Origin of the sequence: Achromobacter ruhlandii (assembly GCF_002082135.1) — a bacterium.
GTDB classification, from domain to species: domain Bacteria; phylum Pseudomonadota; class Gammaproteobacteria; order Burkholderiales; family Burkholderiaceae_B; genus Achromobacter; species Achromobacter ruhlandii.
Genome location: NZ_CP017433.1, coordinates 3,304,211 through 3,321,076, shown reverse-complemented (window position 1 = coordinate 3,321,076; position 16,866 = coordinate 3,304,211). Strand labels below are relative to the sequence as shown.

Below are 16,866 nucleotides of genomic sequence, written 5' to 3'. Positions count from 1 at the left end.
ATTCCCCGCTCCGCCCCATGCGCGTTCTTGTCATCGAAGACGACCCCGATATCCTGGCGAACATCACGCACCACCTGACGCGCCGCGGCTACATCGTCGACTGCGCCGAGGACGGGCTGCGCGGCTACGCCATGGCGGCCGAGGGCGGTTTCGACCTGATCGTGCTCGACCTGATGCTGCCGCGGCTGGACGGCTATGACCTGTGCCGGCGGCTGCGCACCGAGGCCGGCTGCGATACGCCGGTGATCATGGTGACCGCGCGCGATACCCTGGACAACCGGTTGACGGGGTTCGACGCCGGCGCCGACGACTACCTGGTCAAGCCGTTCGCCCTGGCTGAACTGGCCGCGCGCGCCAAGGCGCTGCTGCACCGCGCCAGCGGCGCCGGCGCGGCGCGGGTGCTGCGGGTCGGCGACCTGACGCTGGATACCGGCACGCTGGCGCTGGCGCGCGGCGGGCAGGCGCTGCGGCTGCCGCCGTCGCCGCTGCAACTGCTGATGCTGCTGATGCGCGCCAGTCCGGCGGTGGTGCACCGCGGCCGGCTCGAAGAGGCGCTGTGGCGCGATTCGCCGCCGGACAGCGACAGCCTGCGCACCCATATCCACCAGATCCGCCAGGTGGTGGACAAGCCGTTCGCCACGCCGCTGCTGCACACCGTGCACGGCATCGGCTACCAAATGCGGGCCGGCGACGATGCGTAGCGCGCGGCGCGGGCTGGCGCGCTACCTGGTGCGCACCTACCTGCTGCTGGCGCTGCTGGTCGGCGGCGCGCTGACCTGGGTCTCGATCTGGAGCGTGAACACACTTGAAGTCCACCTGCAGCGCATCGACATGGGCATGGCGGTCGAGCGGGTCCGCGGCGACTTCCTGGCCGGCATCGACCCGGGCCGGCCGCACCGGTTCTTCCACGGCGAACCGGGCGGCGCGGCGTTTCCGCAATGGCTGCGCGGCCTGGCGCCGGGCTTTCACAAGATCGAGCGCGACGGCCGCGTCTGGCACGTCATGGTGGACGACAAGGACGGCCAGCGCTACATGCTGCTGCGCGACTACACCGAGTACGAACGCAACCAGTCCGCTTCGCACTGGACCGTGGTCAGCGGCCTGGCCGGCGGCCTGGTGCTGGCGTTCGTGCTGGGCACGCTGGCGACGCGGCGCATGTTGCGGCCGCTGGCGCGGCTGTCGGCGCAGGTCACGGCGCGCGGCGCGCAGCCGCCCCAGACCCGCCTGGCGGCGGACTATCCGCCGGACGAGATCGGCCGGCTGGCGGACGCCTTCGACGCCACCTACAACCAGCTCGAACAGGCGCTGCGGCGCGAACAGTTGTTCACGGCGGACGTCGGCCATGAATTGCGCACGCCGCTGATGGTGATTTCCAGCTCCTGCGAGCTGCTGCTGGACGAGCCTGGGCTGGACGCCGCCGGCAGCGCTCGCGTGCGGCGCATCGCCGCGGCCGCGGCCGACATGGGGGAACGGCTGGACACGTATCTGATGCTGGCGCGCGGCCGCGAGGCCGGCGACCGGTTCCCGCGCGAAAGCGCCAGCAGCGCGGCGCGTGAGCAACTGGCGGCCTGGAGCGCGATGGCGCAGCGGCGCGGCATGTCGCTGGTGCTGGAAACGCCGGCGCTGCCGGAACGGAACGCCGCGCCGACTGGCCCGGCCGACGCCGACGCGCCGCGTTATCCCGCGCCCTTGCTGCGCGCGCTGCTGTCCAACCTGATCCGCAACTCGCTGCAATACGCCGGGCCGGGCGCTCGGGTCACGATCAGCGCCGGCCCTGACTACCTGCAGGTGGCCGACGACGGCCCGGGCATCCCGCTGGAACGGCAGGAAGCCGTCTTCAGCCCATTCGTGCGCGGCGCGCAGCCCGATGCCGGCAACCTGGGGCTGGGCCTGTCCCTGGTGCGGCGCATCTGCGAGCACCAGGGCTGGCGCGTCGCGCTGCGGTCAGCGCCAGGGCAGGGCAGCGTGTTCCGGGTGGACCTCAGAACGACAGGTCGGCCGTGAAGGTCACGGTGCGGCCCGCGCCCGGCACGCCATAGAGCTGGAAGCCGTCGAGCGAGGCGCCGACGCGGCTGTAGTAGAACTTGTTGAACAGGTTCTCCACGTTCACGCCCAGGGTCAGCGACTTGTCGACGCGATAGCGCGCGGCGACCGAGTGCAGCCAGTAGGACGGTGCCTTCTCGTCGTCGCGCACCCAGATGGGATGGGTGCCGGACGGGCCCGACACGGTGGAACTGTTGTTGTTCTTGCCGCCCACGTACTTGTTATCGGTGTAGCGCCGCTTGCCCACGTATTGCGCGCCGTAGCTCAGCGACAGCTTGTCGGTGGCGGCATAGGTGGTCCACAGGTTGAACGTCAGGTCGGGCACGTTCTTGGCTTCCTCGCCGCTGTTGGCGCCCTTGGTGATGCGGCTCTTCATGGCGCTGACGCCGGCGAAGGCCGACCAGCGCGGGGTGATGTTGCCCGCCAGCCCCAGTTCGATGCCGTCGACCCGCTTGGCGGGCAGCGCGCGCACCACGTCGGTGGCGTCGTCGCCATACTCCCAGGAGTCGGACAGCTCGGTGCGGAACACCGCGCCGGTCAGCGACAGGTCGCCCTGGGCCAGGTCCCACTTGCCGCCCAGCTCGTAGGTCTTGGACACCGCCGGCTTGTAGCTGTCGCCGCCGGTGGCGCCGTAGATGTTGTTGTTGGTCGAGGCGCCCAGCGCGGACGGCTGCGCGGCCTGGCTGTAGGCGGCGTAGAGGCTGGCTTCGGGCGCCGGCTTGTAGGTCACGCCCAGGCGGCCGCTCCAGGCGCCGTCCTCGACCCGGTTGGTGCCGTGCTTGCCGGCGGAGCCGGTGACCTGCGTGACGCGGAACCGGTCATAGCGCAGCGCGCCCTGCAGCAGCCATTGCGGCGTCAGCGTCAGCGTGTCGCCCACGTACAGGCCGGTGTTGAAGACCTCGGCGCGGTTGCCGTCGGCGCCCTTGACCTTATCGACGCCGCCCATGTCGAGGCCGCCGTTGTTGCGCAGGTCGAAGGTCGGGTTGGTCGACGGCGCCTTGATGGTGCGTTCGTGGTCGCCGTAGGTTTCCTTGTAGAACTCCACGCCGGTCACCAGCTGGTGCTTGATGGCGCCGGTCTGGAAATCCAGGCTCAGGTTGGTCTGGTTGGCCAGGATGGTGTAGCGCTTGGAGGTGCCGAAGTCGTTGCCGCGCAGTTGGCCATAGGGGCTGGGGTTGTCCAGCGCCACATAGCCGCTGTACGACGGGATGCCGTCGGCGCTGTTGACCAGCGGCCCGGCGCCGGCGTAGCCGTAGGAGGTGCGCGAGGCGCTGTTCAGGCGCGCCGGCGACAGCACGCCGATGCGGTCGGTCTGCTCCCAGCGGCTGACGTTGGACAGGCGCACGCGGTCGTTGAAATCGTGTTCCGCCTTCAGGGTGGCCTGGTCGGTGCGGGTCTGTTCGGTGTACAGCGACGGATCACCGTACCAGGCGTTGCGCGACACGTTCGGCATGCGCTGGCCGCCGGTGCCGCGCTGGATCGGCACGCCGCCGTCGGGAATGTTGTTGTCTTCCTGGTGCAGGTAGTTCAGGGTGACGCGGGTGGGCGTGCCCAGCCCCATCGCCAGCGAGGCCGCCATGCCGGAGCGGTCGAACTCGGTCACGTCGCGCTCGGCCACGCCGTTGTGGTGGCGCATCAGATTGATGCGCAGCGCCGAGCTGTCGGTCAGTTCCTGGTTCAGATCGGCCGTGATGCGGCGGTAGTGGTCGGTGCCCAGGCCGCCGGACGCCTTGTAGAACGAGCCTAGCCGGGCTTCCTTGCTGACCAGGTTGACGCTGCCGCCGACCGCCGAGACGCCGGATTCGATCGAGCCGGTGCCCTTGAACACTTCGGCCCGCTCCAGGTTGAAGATGTCGGTGCGGCTGGACATGCCGGCGTCGCGGATGCCGTCGATGGTGATGCTCTGTTCAGCCGAGAAGCCGCGGATGGTGAACATGTCGCCCCAGCCCAGGTTGCCCTCGCCGGAGCTGAAGGTGATGCCGGGAACGTTGCGCAGCACGTCCTGCAGGCCCTGGGCCTGTTGCTCCTCCAGCACCTCGCGGGGCACCACGGTGATGCTCTGCGGCGTGTTCAGGAGCGGTTCGGTGAACTTGCCGGATTGCACCCGGTCGGCCTTGTAGGGCGCGGGGCTGTCGGCCTGCACCGTCACCGGCGCCAGCACCGTGGCGTTGTCGCTGGCCGGCTGCGCCTGCGCGCTGGCGGCGGCGCCAAGCGCCACGCCCAGGGTCTTGAGCGCCATCGCGCCGGGATGAGAGGGTTTGTACTGCGCCATCGTCGGGTTCCAGGAAAGTGCCAATGAGAATCGTTAGCGATTCTAGGAAGGCCCATCTCAAGATCTCGTTAAGGCGTGCGGCGCCATCGTCATGACGACGGCGGTTCCGCTCGCGGCGATGGGGGCTGACGGCGGGGCGGCCATTCCTGCGGTCCGAAAAAACGCCTTCCGGGGAAGGCGTTTTCACGGTGGGCGCAGTAGCGGGCCAGGGCCCGCCCGGCCTCAATGCAGGATCTGGCTCAGGAACAGCTTGGTGCGCTCGTTCTGCGGGTTGTCGAAGAACTCGTCCGGGCTGTTCTGCTCGATGATCTCGCCGCGGTCCATGAAGATGACGCGGTTGGCGACCTTGCGCGCGAAGCCCATTTCGTGGGTCACGCACAGCATCGTCATACCGCTTTCCTGGGCCAGGTTGACCATCACGTCCAGCACTTCCTTGACCATTTCCGGATCCAGCGCCGAGGTCGGCTCATCGAACAGCATGATCTTGGGGCTCATGCACAGCGAACGGGCGATGGCCACGCGCTGCTGCTGGCCGCCCGAGAGCTGGCCGGGGAATTTCTTGGCCTGGTCCGGGATGCGCACGCGCTCCAGGTATTTCATGGCCGTGGCCTCGGCTTCGGCGCGCGGCTTCTTCAAGACCCACATCGGGCCCAGCGTCAGGTTCTCCAGCACCGTCAGGTGCGGGAACAGGTTGAAGTGCTGGAACACCATGCCGACGTCCTTGCGGATGGTCTCGATGTGCTTGAGGTCATTGGTGAGCTCAGTACCGTCCACGATGATGTGGCCTTTCTGGTGCTCCTCGAGCCGGTTGATGCAGCGGATCATGGTGGACTTGCCCGAGCCGGACGGCCCGCACACCACGATGCGCTCGCCCGGCGCCACGTCCAGGTTGATGTTGCGCAGCACGTGGAACTGGCCGTACCACTTGTTCACGTCCTGCAGTCGAATGATGGCATCAGACATGCCTGTACTCCCGTAAATATCGCGTTGCGGGCCCGCCCGTGGCGGGCCCGCGGCAAGGTTCTATCGTGCGTGACCGGTGGCCAGGCGTTTTTCCAGCGCCTGGCTGTATTTGGACATGGAGAAGCAGAAGACGAAGTAGATCAGCGAGATGAACAGATACGCCTCCACCCCGAATCCGCGCCATGCCGCGTCGGACAGGGCCGCCTTGGCCGCCAGCGTCAGGTCGAAGATGCCGATGATCACCACCAGCGACGTGTCCTTGAACAGCGCGATGAAAATGCTGACCAGCGGCGGGATCACGATCTTGAGCGCCTGCGGCAGGATGATCTTGCGCATCTGCTGCCAGTAGTTCAGGCCGAGCGAATCGGCGCCCTCGTACTGGCCCTTGGGGATCGCCTGCAGGCCGCCGCGCACCGTTTCGGCGATGTACGCGGCCGCGAACATGATGATCGCGATCTGCGCGCGCAGCAGCTTGTCGATGGAGAAGCCTTCGGGCAGGAACAGCGGCAGCATCACCGACGACATGAACAGCAGGCTGATCAGCGGCACGCCGCGGATCAGCTCGATGTACACGACGCACAGCGCCTTGATGGCCGGCATCTTCGAGCGCCGGCCCAGGGCCAGCAGCACGCCGATCGGGAAGGCGAAGGCGATGCCGAACGTCGACAGGATCAGCGTCAGCGGCAGGCCGCCCCAGCGCGCGTTCTCGACGTAGGTCAGGCCCAGCACGCCGCCCCACATCAGGATCGCCACGGCGGTCAGGCCGACGGTCCAGATGATGGCGAGCTTCCAGTTCCAGAAACGACGGATGCCGCTGCACACGATCACCGCGACCAGGATGATGGTCGCGATCAGCGGCCGCCATTGCTCGTCGTACGGATAGGTGCCGAACAGGATCAGCCGGTGCTTCTCGATGATGAAGGCCCAGCAGGCCCCGCCCACCGAGGCGCGGCATTCCTGCGCATTGGCGGCGGTAAAGTTGGCGCGGATAACCGCCCACTCGACCAGCGCCGGCACCGACATCAACAGGAACCACGCCAGCAGCACCGTGATCAGGATGTTCAGCGGCGAGGAAAACAGGCGCGAGCGCAGCCACGCCCACGCGCCGACATGGGTCTTGGGCGGCGGCAGCCCTTCACTGGGGATATGCGTAGTGCTGCTCATATCAACGCTCCACCAGCGCGATGCGCTTGTTGTACCAGTTCATGAAGATCGAGATCGACAGGCTGACCGTGAGGTACGCGCCCATGATGATGAGAATGCCCTCGATGGCCTGCCCGGTCTGGTTCAGCGTGGTGTTGACCACCGACACGATGTCCGGATAGCCGATCGCCACGGCCAGCGAGCTGTTTTTCAACAGATTGAGATACTGGCTGGTCATGGGCGGAATGATGACCCGCAAGGCTTGCGGCAGCACCACCAGGCGCAGCGCCAGCGGCCGCCGCAATCCGAGGGCGCCGGCCGCTTCCCACTGGCCGTTGCCGACCGCCTGGATGCCCGAACGCACCACCTCGGCGATGAACGCCGCGGTGTAGATCACCAGGCCCAGCAGCAGCGCCGCGAACTCCGGCGTCAGCGTCAGGCCGCCCGTGAAGTTGAAGCCCTTCAGTTCCGGCATGTCCAGCGTCAGCGAAGCGCCGCTGACCAGCCAGCCGATCACCGGCAGGCCGATCAACAGGCCGATGGCGGCGCGGCCCAGTGGGAACACGTGGCCGGTGGCTTCCTGGCGCTTCTTGCCCCAGTGGCCCAGGAACAGGATGGCCACGACCGCCAGGCCCAGCCCGGCCAGCACCCAGTCGAGCGAGGCGCCTTCCAGCCCGGGCACCTTGAGGCCGCGGTTGGAGATGAAGACGCCCGGCAGCGGGTTGTGCGCCTGGCGCGGACCCGGCATGTTCTCGGTGATGAGCGCATACCAGAAGAACAGCTGCAGCAGCAGCGGCACGTTGCGCATGACCTCGACGTAGATCGAGGCCAGCCGCGCGACCAGCCAGTTCCTGGACAGCCGGCCCACGCCGATCAGCACGCCCAGCACGGTGGCGGCCACCAGCGCCAGCAGGCCGACCCGCAGCGTGTTCAGGATGCCCACGACGATGGCGCGGCCGTAGGTGTCGGCCGGCCCGTAGGCGATGGGCGATTCGCCAATGGCGAAACCGGCTTCGCGCGTGAGAAAGCCGAAGCCGGTGGCGATGTTGCGCAGCGCCAGGTTCTGCAGGGTGTTGTGGACCAGGAACCAGATCGCCGATCCCGCCAGCGCCAGCGCCAGGGCCTGGTAGGCCAGGGCGCGGGTGGCCGGATCGTTCCAGGACCAGCGGCGCGGCGCTCGCCGCGCGTTGGCATTGTTCTGCTTGCCCACGGTTCAACCCGCCATCAGCGCGTCGACCGCGGCGGCCAGCCGGTCCATGCCCTGTTCGATCACTTCGGTGGCGGTGGCGAAGGAGAACCGCACATACGGCGACAGACCGTACGAACCGCCGTCGATCACCGCCACGCCGGCCTGGCGCAGGAAGAACAGGCTGACGTCCAGGTCGGTCTTGAGTTCGCCGTCCGGCCCCTTGCGGCCGATCAGGCCGGCGACGTTGGCATAGACGTAGAAGGCGCCGTCGGGCGTGGCGCAGGAAATGCCGGGAATCGCATTCAGGCGCCGCACGATCAGGTCGCGGCGCGCCTTGAAGACGGCGACCATCTCGGTCACGCTGGACTGGTCGCCCTCGAGCGCGGCCTGGGCCGCGGCCTGCGAGATGGCGCTGGGGCAGCTGGTGCTTTGCGACATGACCGTGCTCATGGCCTTGATGAGGTCGGCCGGCCCGGCGCCGTAGCCGATGCGCCAGCCGGTCATGGCGTAGGCCTTGGACATGCCGTTGACGATCAGCGTGCGCTCGGCCAGGCGCGGCTCGACCTGCACCGGCGAGACGTGCGCTTCGGCGCCGTAGCAGAACGGCGCGTAGATTTCGTCGCTCAGGATCCAAACGCGCGGATGGCGCACCAGCACTTCGGTCAGGGCGCGCATCTCGGCGCGGCTGTAGACCGCGCCGCTGGGGTTGCTGGGCGAATTCAGGATCAGCCAGCGGGTGCGCGGGGTGATGGCCGCCTCCAGGCTGGCGGCGTCGAGCTTGAAGCCCTGCGATTCGGGTCCGGTCACGACCACCGGCTTGCCCTCGTTGAGCAGGACCATGTCGGGATACGACACCCAGTACGGCGCGCACACGATCACTTCGTCGCCCGGTTCCAGGCTGGCGGTCAGGGCCGCGCCGATGATCTGCTTGGCGCCGGCGCCCACGGTGATCTGGTCCAGGCCGTACTTGGCGCCCAGGGTCTGCTCCAGGCTGCCGGCGATGGCGCGGCGCAGGCCCGGCGTGCCGTTGGGGCTGGTGTAGCGGATGTCGCCGCCGGCGATGGCGTCCTGGCCGGCGCGCGCGATGTGGGCGGGCGTGGCCATGTCGGGCTCGCCCAGGGTGAAGTCGGCGATCTCGCGCCCGGCGCGGCGCAATTCGTCGACCACGATCTTGGCGGCCATGCTGGGGGAGGGTTTGATCTGCTTGAGGCGGGCGTTGACGATGCTGTTCATGGTGACTGCTTCAAAGAATGCGGAGGCCGGCGCGAGGCGGCCGGTCCGCGGAAATCGGGAAAACGCGGCGCGGCCCGGCGCCATCGCCGGGCCGCGCGAGAGGCGCTCAGCGCACGGGCCAGCCGTACATCAGGCCGCCCTGGGTCCACAGCTTGTTCAGGCCGCGGTCCAGCTTCAGGGGGCTGTCCTTGCCCATGGCGCGGTCATAGCTTTCGCCGTAGTTGCCGACCTGCTTGATGATGTTGTAGGCCCACTTGTCGTCCAGGCCCAGGTTCTTGCCCATGCCGGGCGTCACGCCCAGGATGCGCTGCACGTTGGGGTTGGTGCTCTTGAGCATCTCGTCGACGTTCTTGGATGTGATGCCGTATTCCTCGGCTTCGAGCATGGCGTTGAGCGACCAGCGCACCACGTTGAACCACTGTTCGTCGCCCTGGCGCACCATGGGGCCGAGCGGTTCCTTGGACAGGTTCTCCGGCAGGATCTCCCAGTCGTCCGGCTTGGCCAGGCGGGTGCGCATGTTGGCGGCGGTGTTGGACTTGTCGTTGGTGTAGGCGTCGCAGCGGCCCGACTCCAGCAGGCGGAAGTTCTCGTCGTAGTTCTCGACCAGCACCGGCTTGAAGGTGATGCCGCGGGCGCGGAAGTAGTCGGCCAGGTTCAGTTCGGTGGTGGTGCCGGGCTGCACGCAGACCGTGGCGCCGTCCAGTTCCTTGACCGTCTTGACGTTCATCGACTTCTTCACGATCAGGCCCTGGGCGTCGTAGAAGTTCACGCCCACGCCGATCAGGCCCAGGGTGGTGTCGCGCGTCAGGGTCTGGGTGGTGTTGCGCGACAGCATGTCGATCTCGCCCGATTGCAGGGCCGTGAACTTGGCCTGCGCGGTCAGCACGTTGCCCTTGACCTTCGAGGCGTCGCCGAACATCGCGGCGGCCACCGCGCGGCACATGTCCACGTCCAGGCCGGTCCATTCGCCCTTGCTGTCGAGCACCGAGAAACCGGGAATGCCGGCAAAGCCGCATTGCAGGAAGCCTTTTTTCTTGACGGCTTCGAAGGTGACGCCGGCCTGGGCGCCGGAGGCAACGCACAACAGGGTCGCCGCGATGGCGGTGGTCAGGAACTTGCGCATGAGAGTGTTCTCCAGGGGTACGGAAAAGGGCAGGGAATGGCTAGGAAACAGACCGGCGGCGCACCGTCGCGTCCCCCGGGCGGGCGGGGATGGGACAGGCGCTTGGGACGGGGAGGGGAAAGGCGGGGCGTCGGCGACGATGGCCTTCCGGGCGGGCCTTACCGGTGGAGGCGGGCGGCGTAGCGTTGGAAGGTCGGGCGGGGGACAGGCAACAGGCTCATCGGCGGCACTTGGACGGCAGATCTTGCGTAACTGATGAGACGTATGATGGCAGCCATCATACAAGTGAGCAAGTCAGGGGATTCCCGTAATTTGCAATGTCGGCGGCGGTTATATGGCGCGCGGACGGGCGCCATGAGGGCGCGGCGCGCGGCAGGCGACGGACCTGGGCGGGGCGGTGCGCGGCCGCCCGGGAGGATTCCGCGGCGCCGGTCGCGCCGGGAATGCGAGCGGGGCCGGTCAGGCCGGCGGGTTGGACAGCAGCTTGCGGTAGCGGGCGATGCTGTCGCCCAGGTGGCGGGCCATGGCGGCGCGCGCGGCGCCGGGATCGCGGCGCATGATGGCGGTCAGGATGGCTTCGTGCTCCTGCACGTTGCGGGTCTCGTAGACCTCGAGCTCCTCGGGGGTCTTGCCGCCGTGCTTGATGTTCAGGTCCAGCATCACGTCGCGCACCGCCGCCTGCAGCAGGGCCGGGAAGTGCGGGTTGTTGGACGCGCGCGCGATCGACAGGTGGAACTCGTAGTCGGCCTTGACGGCGGCTTCCATGTCGCGGGTGGCGCGGTTAAAGGCGTCGAAGGCCTCGACGATGCCGCTCAGGTCGGCGGCGCTGCGGCGCTCGGCCGCCAGGCCACAGGCCTCGACCTCGAGGCCGGCGCGCAGTTCCATGATGTGCAGCGCCCAGCGCGGATCGGCCGCCGGGGCGACGACGAAATCGATGGGCTTTTCGCGGTCTTCGGTGACGAACACGCCGATGCCGGCCTTGCTGACCAGCCGGCCGCTCAGGCGCATCGAGGCCACGGCCTCGCGGATCACGGTGCGGCTGACGTCGAATTCGGCGCACAGCGCATGCTCGGACGGCAGCTTGTCGCCGGGGCGGTACTGGCGGGCGTCCAGCCGCTTGGTCAGTTCGTCGATCACGACGTCGGTCAGGCGCGAGCGCGGGCGGGGCCGGGGAGTTTCCATTGTCTCTCTTGTAGGGTTGCGGCGCCGGGAGGGCCGTAATCCCTATGATAAACGCCCGATGCCGTATGACAGCATACAGGAGCGTTATCGGGCCATGGCTGGGGCGGGCTCCCGGCGCCGTGGCCGTGGCGCCCAAAGCAGGACGCCCTCCGGTGGGCGGAGGGCGTCCTGGCTGCGCGGAACCGCAAGAGGCAGTGGTCGGCGCGTGGCCGCCCGCCGCGGGCCGGCGTTTACTGCGGGCCGAGCTTGCGGATCAAGGCGTCGAGCATCTCCAGTTCCTCGGGACGCAGGTCGGTCAGCGGGGCGCGCACGGGGCCGGCGTCGTGGCCGACCAGTTTGGCCCCAGCCTTGACGATGCTGACGGCGTAGCCGGCGCAGCGGTTGCGGATCTCGAGGTAGGGAAGGAAGAACTCGTCGAGCAGGCGGTTGGTGGTGTCGTGGTCATTGGCGGCGATGGCGCGGTAGAACTGCATCGCGGTCTTGGGCACGAAGTTGAAGACGGCCGACGAGTAGACCGGCACGCCGAGCGCGCGGTAGGCGGCGGCATAGACCTCGGCGGTGGGCAGGCCGCCCAGGTAGGAGAAGCGGTCGCCCAGCTTGCGGCGGATGCGGACCATGGCTTCGATGTCGCCGACGCCGTCCTTGAAGCCGATCAGGTTGGGGCAGCGCTCGGCCAGGCGGGCCAGGTGGTCGGCCGACAGGCGCGACTGGGCGCGGTTGTAGACGATGACGCCGATCTTGACGGACTTGCAGACCTGTTCGACATGGTCGGCGATGCCTTGCTGGGAGGCCTCGGTCAGGTAGTGCGGCAGCAGCAGCACGCCCTTGGCGCCCAGGCGCTCGGCTTCCTGGGCGTAGGCGATGGCCAGGCGGGTGGGGCCGCCGGCGCCGGCCAGGATCGGCACCTTGCCGGCGCAAGTGGTGACGGCGGTGCGGATGACATCCGAATACTCGTCGGGGGCCAGCGAGAAGAACTCGCCGGTGCCGCCGGCGGCGAACAGGGCGGTGGCGCCGTAGGGGGCCAGCCATTCCAGGCGCTGGGCATAGGTCTTGGCGTTGAAGTTGCCTTGCGCGTCGAAATCGGTCACGGGGAAGGAGAGCAATCCTTCCGAGACGATGGCCTTGAGTTCCTGGGGTGTGGTCATGCCTGGGTCCATTGAAGCGAAGTGAAGGCCGCCGTGGCGTCATGCCCGCGACCGGGGATTGGGTAACTGATGATGTATGTCATCGTACAACATACAAGTTGAATCGACAATGCCTGCGCGCCCATCGAAAAGAAAACGGGCGGCCCATGGCCGCCCGTTCATGGCTTCGCTGGGAGCGGATCAGGCCGACAGCACGCCGTCGGTCATGCGCGGCAGGCCGAGCGGATTGGCGCGCTTGAGGCCGTCGGGCAGCAGCGCGTCGGGCAGGTCCTGGTAGCAGACCGGGCGCAGGAAACGGCGGATGGCGGTGGCGCCGACCGAGGTCGAGGCGGGGTTGGAGGTGGCCGGGAACGGGCCGCCGTGCACCATCGCATGGCTGACTTCGACGCCGGTGGGATAGCTGTTGGCCAGGATCCGGCCGGCCTTGCGTTCGAGCACCGGCAGCAGGCCGCGCGCCATGTCGGCGTCGGCGTCGTCCACGAACAGGGTCGCGGTCAGTTGGCCTTCCAGGTGCTCGGCCACCGCGCGCATCTGCGCGGCGTCGCGGCATGCCACCACCAGCGAGGCGGGGCCGAACACTTCGGCCTCCAGCTCGGGCGAGGCCAGGAAGCGGGTGGCGTCGGTGCCGAAGACGGCGGGGCCGGCGGCGTTGGCGGCGGGCCGCGAGGCTTCGCCGCGTCCCAGCGTGGCGACGCTGGCGTGGCCGGCCAGGGCCTGTTCGCCCTGTGTGTAGGCGGTGAAGATGCCGGGGGTCAGCATGGTGGCGGCGCCCTTGGCCTGCACCGCCTGCCCGGCGGCCTGGCGGAAGCGCTCCAGCGCCGGGCCTTCGATGCCGATCACCAGGCCGGGGTTGGTGCAGAACTGGCCCACGCCCATCACCAGCGATTCGACGAAGCCCTTGGCGATGGTTTCGGCGCGCGCTTCCAGGGCGGCGGGCAGCAGGAAGACGGGGTTGATGCTGGACATCTCGGCATACACCGGGATCGGCACCGGGCGCGCGTTGGCGGCCGCCACCAGGGCCAGGCCGCCGCGGCGCGAGCCGGTGAAGCCGACCGCGGCGATGGCCGGGTGCGTCGCCAGCGCGGTGCCGATCTCGTTGCCGGCGCCGAACAGCAGCGAAAACACGCCTTCGGGCAGGCCGTGCTTGGCCACCGCTTGCTGGATCACGCGCCCCACCATTTCGGAGGTGCCGGGATGGGCGTTGTGCGCCTTGACGATCACCGGGCAGCCGGCGGCCAGCGCCGACGCGGTGTCGCCGCCCGCCACCGAGAACGCCAGCGGGAAGTTGCTGGCGCCGAATACGGCCACCGGGCCCAGCGGCACGTTGGCCAGGCGCAGGTCGGCGCGCGGCAGCGGCTGGCGGTCGGGTTGGGCGGGGTCGACGGTGGCGTCCAGGAAGTAGCCGTCGCGCACCACGCGCGCGAACAGGCGCAGCTGGCCGACCGTGCGGCCGCGCTCGCCCTGCAGGCGGGCCAGCGGCAGGCCGGTTTCCAGGTGAGTGCGCTCGATCAGCGCATCGCCCAGCGCCAGGATGCCTTCGGCGATGCTTTCGAGGAATTGCGCGCGGGTCTCGAGCGGCGCGGCGCGGTAGGGGTCGAACGCGGCGGCGGCCAGTTCCGCGGCGCGCGCCACGTCCTCGGCGGTGCCGGCGCAGAAACCGGGTTGCAGCGGTTCGCCGCGGGCCGGGTCGATGGCGTGCAGCGGGGCGCCGGCACCCTTTACGGACTGGGCGCCGATCAACATATTGCCGGTCAAGGTCATGAATCTCTCCGAATGAAAACGCCCCCGGAACGGGGGCGAACAGGTGTGGCGCGTCGCGGGCCTATTGCGGGCCCAGCTTGCGGATCAGGGCGTGGAGCATTTCCAGTTCCTCGGGGTGCAGGTCGGTCAGCGGCGCGCGCACGGGGCCGGCATCGTGGCCGACCAGTTTGGCGCCAGCCTTGACGATGCTGACGGCGTAGCCGGCGCAGCGGTTGCGGATCTCCAGGTAGGGCAGGAAGAACTCGTCGAGCAGGCGGTTGGTGGTGTCGTGGTCGTTGGCGGCGATGGCGCGGTAGAACTGCATCGCGGTCTTGGGCACGAAGTTGAAGACGGCCGATGAATACACCGGCACGCCGAGCGCGCGGTAGGCGGCGGCATAGACCTCGGCGGTGGGCAGGCCGCCCAGGTAGGAGAAGCGGTCGCCCAGCTTGCGGCGGATGCGGACCATGGCTTCGATGTCGCCGACGCCGTCCTTGAAGCCGATCAGGTTGGGGCAGCGCTCGGCCAGGCGGGCCAGGTGGTCGGCCGACAGGCGGGACTGGGCGCGGTTGTAGACGATGACGCCGATCTTGACGGACTTGCAGACCTGTTCGACGTGGTCGGCGATGCCTTGCTGGGAGGCTTCGGTCAGGTAGTGCGGCAGCAGCAGCACGCCCTTGGCGCCCAGGCGCTCGGCTTCCTGGGCGTAGGCGATGGCCAGGCGGGTGGGGCCGCCGGCGCCGGCCAGGATCGGCACCTTGCCGGCGCAGGTGGTGACGGCGGTGCGGATGACATCCGAATACTCGTCGGGGGCGAGCGAGAAGAACTCGCCGGTGCCGCCGGCGGCGAACAGGGCGGTGGCGCCGTAGGGGGCCAGCCATTCCAGGCGCTGGGCGTAGGTCTTGGCGTTGAAGTTGCCTTGCGCGTCGAAATCGGTCACGGGGAAGGAGAGCAGTCCTTCCGAGACGATGGCCTTGAGCTCCTGCGGCGTGGTCATGGGCGTTTCCGTAAGTGGCGGGTGACCGCAAGCAGGCGAGCCTGTCGCGCGGATCGGTTAAATAGGTACGTCATCGTACAACATGATTTTGGCCGGTTCAACCCGTTACCGAGAGGCCTATCGGGAGGAATTGGGGAAATCCGCAATGCGGGCCAAGCCCGTCCAACGCATAATGATCTAAGTTGTACGATAACGTATCGCGCGCCGCCTACCGCGACGCCCCCTTCTCAAAGGACTCCCCCATGCTGCCCGCGGCTGGCCCAGCGCCCGTGCTGATCAAGATTCATCCCGAGGACAACGTCGCCATCGTGGCCAATGACGGCGGCCTGGCGGCCGGCGCCGCGCTGCCCGACGGCCTGACGCTGGTCGAGGCCGTGCCGCAAGGCCACAAGGTGGCGCTGCGCGACCTGGCGCAGGGCGAGCCGGTGCGCCGCTACAACGTCATCGTGGGCTACGCCGCGCGCGACCTGCCGCGCGGCAGCTGGGTCAATGAGCGCGTCACCACCATGCCCGCCGCGCGCACGCTGCAGGACCTGCCGGTCGGCACGCGCAAGCGCGCGCCGCTGCCGCCGCTGGAAGGCTACACGTTCGAGGGCTACCGCAATGCCGACGGCACCGTCGGCACGCGCAATATCCTGGCGATCAGCACCACGGTGCAATGCGTGCAGGGCGTGGTCGAACACGCGGTCGAGCGCATCCGCCGCGAGCTGTTGCCGCGCTATCCCAATGTCGACGGGGTGGTGGGCATCGAGCACACCTATGGCTGCGGCGTCGCCATCGACGCGCCGGGCGCGGCGATTCCGGTGCGCACGCTGCACAACATCGCCCGCAATCCCAACTTTGGCGGCACCGCGATGGTGGTGAGCCTGGGATGCGAGAAACTGCAGCCCGAGCGCCTGCTGGCGCCCGGCGCCATCCCGATCCGCGCTGGCGAGGGCATGGCGGCGGACGGCGGCGTCGATACCATCGTGCTGCAGGACGACGAACACGTGGGCTTCGAGTCCATGATCGCCAACATCATGCGCACCGCCGAGCGCCATCTGCGGATCCTGGACCAGCGCCGCCGCGAAACCTGTCCGGTGTCCGAGCTGGTGGTGGGCGTGCAGTGCGGCGGCAGCGACGCGTTCTCGGGGGTGACGGCCAATCCGGCGGTGGGCTTCGCGGCCGACCTGGTGGTGCGCGCCGGCGGCACCGTGATGTTCTCGGAAAACACCGAGGTGCGCGACGGCATCGACCAGTTGACCGCGCGCGCCGCCACGCCGGAAGTGGCGCAGGCGCTGGTGCGCGAAATGGCCTGGTACGACGAATACCTGCAACGCGGCAGCGCCGACCGCAGCGCCAACACCAGCCCGGGCAACAAGAAGGGCGGCCTGTCCAACATCGTCGAGAAGGCGATGGGGTCGATCATCAAGTCCGGCACGTCCAATATCGACGGCGTGCTGTCGCCGGGCGAACGGCTGACGCGCAAGGGCCTGATCTTCGCGGCCACGCCGGCCAGCGACTTCATCTGCGGCACCTTGCAATTGGCGGCGGGCATGAACCTGCACATCTTCACCACCGGGCGCGGCACCCCCTACGGGCTGGCGCAGGTGCCGGTGATCAAGGTCGCCACCCGCAGCGACCTGGCGCGGCGCTGGCACGACCTGATGGATGTGGACGCGGGCCGCATCGCCACCGGGCAGGCCTCCATCGAGGAGGTGGGCTGGGAGCTGTTCCGCCTGATGCTGGACGTGGCCAGCGGCCGGCGCCAGACCTGTGCCGAGACACTCAAACTGCACAACGCCCTGGCGCTGTTCAACCCGGGCCCGGTGACCTGAGGCTTTTCCCGTTGGCGGC

General features: G+C 68.7%; 13 protein-coding genes. 3 read left to right on the top strand and 10 right to left on the bottom strand.

Annotated features, from left to right (window positions below):
- Nucleotides 1-17 precede the first annotated feature (17 nt).
- A complete protein-coding gene (locus AruCF_RS14915) occupies nt 18-701 on the top strand; it encodes a response regulator transcription factor (RefSeq protein WP_049073873.1) in 684 nt (227 codons plus the stop codon).
- Entirely contained in the window at nt 694-2,004 is a 1,311-nt protein-coding gene (locus AruCF_RS14910; protein WP_049073872.1) for a sensor histidine kinase, read from the top strand. The genes AruCF_RS14915 and AruCF_RS14910 overlap by 8 nt, the downstream gene beginning before the upstream one ends.
- Here AruCF_RS14910 and AruCF_RS14905 read toward each other — a convergent pair.
- The 10 genes from AruCF_RS14905 to kdgD (AruCF_RS14860) form a co-directional block, all read right to left on the bottom strand.
- Nucleotides 1,982-4,315, bottom strand: coding sequence for a TonB-dependent receptor (locus AruCF_RS14905; protein WP_049073870.1), 2,334 nt, complete (start codon nt 4,313-4,315; stop codon nt 1,982-1,984). The genes AruCF_RS14910 and AruCF_RS14905 overlap by 23 nt on opposite strands.
- Nucleotides 4,316-4,537: 222 nt before the next feature.
- Entirely contained in the window at nt 4,538-5,278 is a 741-nt protein-coding gene (locus AruCF_RS14900) for an amino acid ABC transporter ATP-binding protein (protein ID WP_006386910.1), read from the bottom strand.
- Between the two features lie 60 nt (nt 5,279-5,338).
- Complete coding sequence (locus AruCF_RS14895; protein ID WP_049073868.1) at nt 5,339-6,442, bottom strand: amino acid ABC transporter permease; 1,104 nt, start codon at nt 6,440-6,442, stop codon at nt 5,339-5,341.
- A gap of 1 nt (nt 6,443) precedes the next feature.
- Nucleotides 6,444-7,631 (bottom strand): amino acid ABC transporter permease, encoded by a 1,188-nt coding sequence (locus AruCF_RS14890; RefSeq protein ID WP_049073866.1) that lies wholly within the window; start codon nt 7,629-7,631, stop codon nt 6,444-6,446.
- Nucleotides 7,632-7,634: 3 nt separating this feature from the next.
- Entirely contained in the window at nt 7,635-8,843 is a 1,209-nt protein-coding gene (locus AruCF_RS14885) for an aminotransferase class I/II-fold pyridoxal phosphate-dependent enzyme (protein ID WP_049077845.1), read from the bottom strand.
- A gap of 106 nt (nt 8,844-8,949) precedes the next feature.
- Complete coding sequence (locus AruCF_RS14880; RefSeq protein WP_049073864.1) at nt 8,950-9,966, bottom strand: amino acid ABC transporter substrate-binding protein; 1,017 nt, start codon at nt 9,964-9,966, stop codon at nt 8,950-8,952.
- A gap of 459 nt (nt 9,967-10,425) precedes the next feature.
- On the bottom strand, nt 10,426-11,148 hold the full coding sequence (locus tag AruCF_RS14875; protein ID WP_049073862.1) for a FadR/GntR family transcriptional regulator: 723 nt from the start codon (nt 11,146-11,148) through the stop codon (nt 10,426-10,428).
- A 230-nt stretch (nt 11,149-11,378) separates the two neighbouring features.
- Nucleotides 11,379-12,293, bottom strand: a complete 915-nt coding sequence (gene kdgD / locus AruCF_RS14870) for a 5-dehydro-4-deoxyglucarate dehydratase (RefSeq protein WP_049073860.1) — start codon at nt 12,291-12,293, stop codon at nt 11,379-11,381.
- A 180-nt stretch (nt 12,294-12,473) separates the two neighbouring features.
- Nucleotides 12,474-14,054 (bottom strand): aldehyde dehydrogenase (NADP(+)), encoded by a 1,581-nt coding sequence (locus AruCF_RS14865; RefSeq protein WP_049073859.1) that lies wholly within the window; start codon nt 14,052-14,054, stop codon nt 12,474-12,476.
- 61 nt (nt 14,055-14,115) lie between these two features.
- Nucleotides 14,116-15,030, bottom strand: coding sequence for a 5-dehydro-4-deoxyglucarate dehydratase (gene kdgD, locus AruCF_RS14860; RefSeq protein ID WP_049073857.1), 915 nt, complete (start codon nt 15,028-15,030; stop codon nt 14,116-14,118).
- Between the two features lie 242 nt (nt 15,031-15,272).
- Between kdgD (AruCF_RS14860) and garD the strand changes: the two genes are divergently transcribed.
- Nucleotides 15,273-16,847, top strand: coding sequence for a galactarate dehydratase (gene garD / locus AruCF_RS14855; RefSeq protein ID WP_049073855.1), 1,575 nt, complete (start codon nt 15,273-15,275; stop codon nt 16,845-16,847).
- The last annotated feature ends 19 nt before the right edge of the window (nt 16,848-16,866 follow it).

Excerpts from the sequence above, each read along its gene's own strand:
- AruCF_RS14895 (WP_049073868.1), bottom strand. The coding sequence starts at position 6,442 with ATGAGCAGCACTACGCATATCCCCAGTGAAGGGCTGCCGCCGCCCAAG.
- garD (WP_049073855.1), top strand. The coding sequence starts at position 15,273 with ATGCTGCCCGCGGCTGGCCCAGCGCCCGTGCTGATCAAGATTCATCCC.
- AruCF_RS14910 (WP_049073872.1), top strand. The coding sequence starts at position 694 with ATGCGTAGCGCGCGGCGCGGGCTGGCGCGCTACCTGGTGCGCACCTAC.
- kdgD (WP_049073860.1), bottom strand. The coding sequence starts at position 12,293 with ATGACCACACCCCAGGAACTCAAGGCCATCGTCTCGGAAGGATTGCTC.
- AruCF_RS14900 (WP_006386910.1), bottom strand. The coding sequence starts at position 5,278 with ATGTCTGATGCCATCATTCGACTGCAGGACGTGAACAAGTGGTACGGC.
- AruCF_RS14905 (WP_049073870.1), bottom strand. The coding sequence starts at position 4,315 with ATGGCGCAGTACAAACCCTCTCATCCCGGCGCGATGGCGCTCAAGACC.
- AruCF_RS14880 (WP_049073864.1), bottom strand. The coding sequence starts at position 9,966 with ATGCGCAAGTTCCTGACCACCGCCATCGCGGCGACCCTGTTGTGCGTT.
- kdgD (WP_049073857.1), bottom strand. The coding sequence starts at position 15,030 with ATGACCACGCCGCAGGAGCTCAAGGCCATCGTCTCGGAAGGACTGCTC.
- AruCF_RS14915 (WP_049073873.1), top strand. The coding sequence starts at position 18 with ATGCGCGTTCTTGTCATCGAAGACGACCCCGATATCCTGGCGAACATC.
- AruCF_RS14875 (WP_049073862.1), bottom strand. The coding sequence starts at position 11,148 with ATGGAAACTCCCCGGCCCCGCCCGCGCTCGCGCCTGACCGACGTCGTG.
- AruCF_RS14885 (WP_049077845.1), bottom strand. The coding sequence starts at position 8,843 with ATGAACAGCATCGTCAACGCCCGCCTCAAGCAGATCAAACCCTCCCCC.
- AruCF_RS14865 (WP_049073859.1), bottom strand. The coding sequence starts at position 14,054 with ATGACCTTGACCGGCAATATGTTGATCGGCGCCCAGTCCGTAAAGGGT.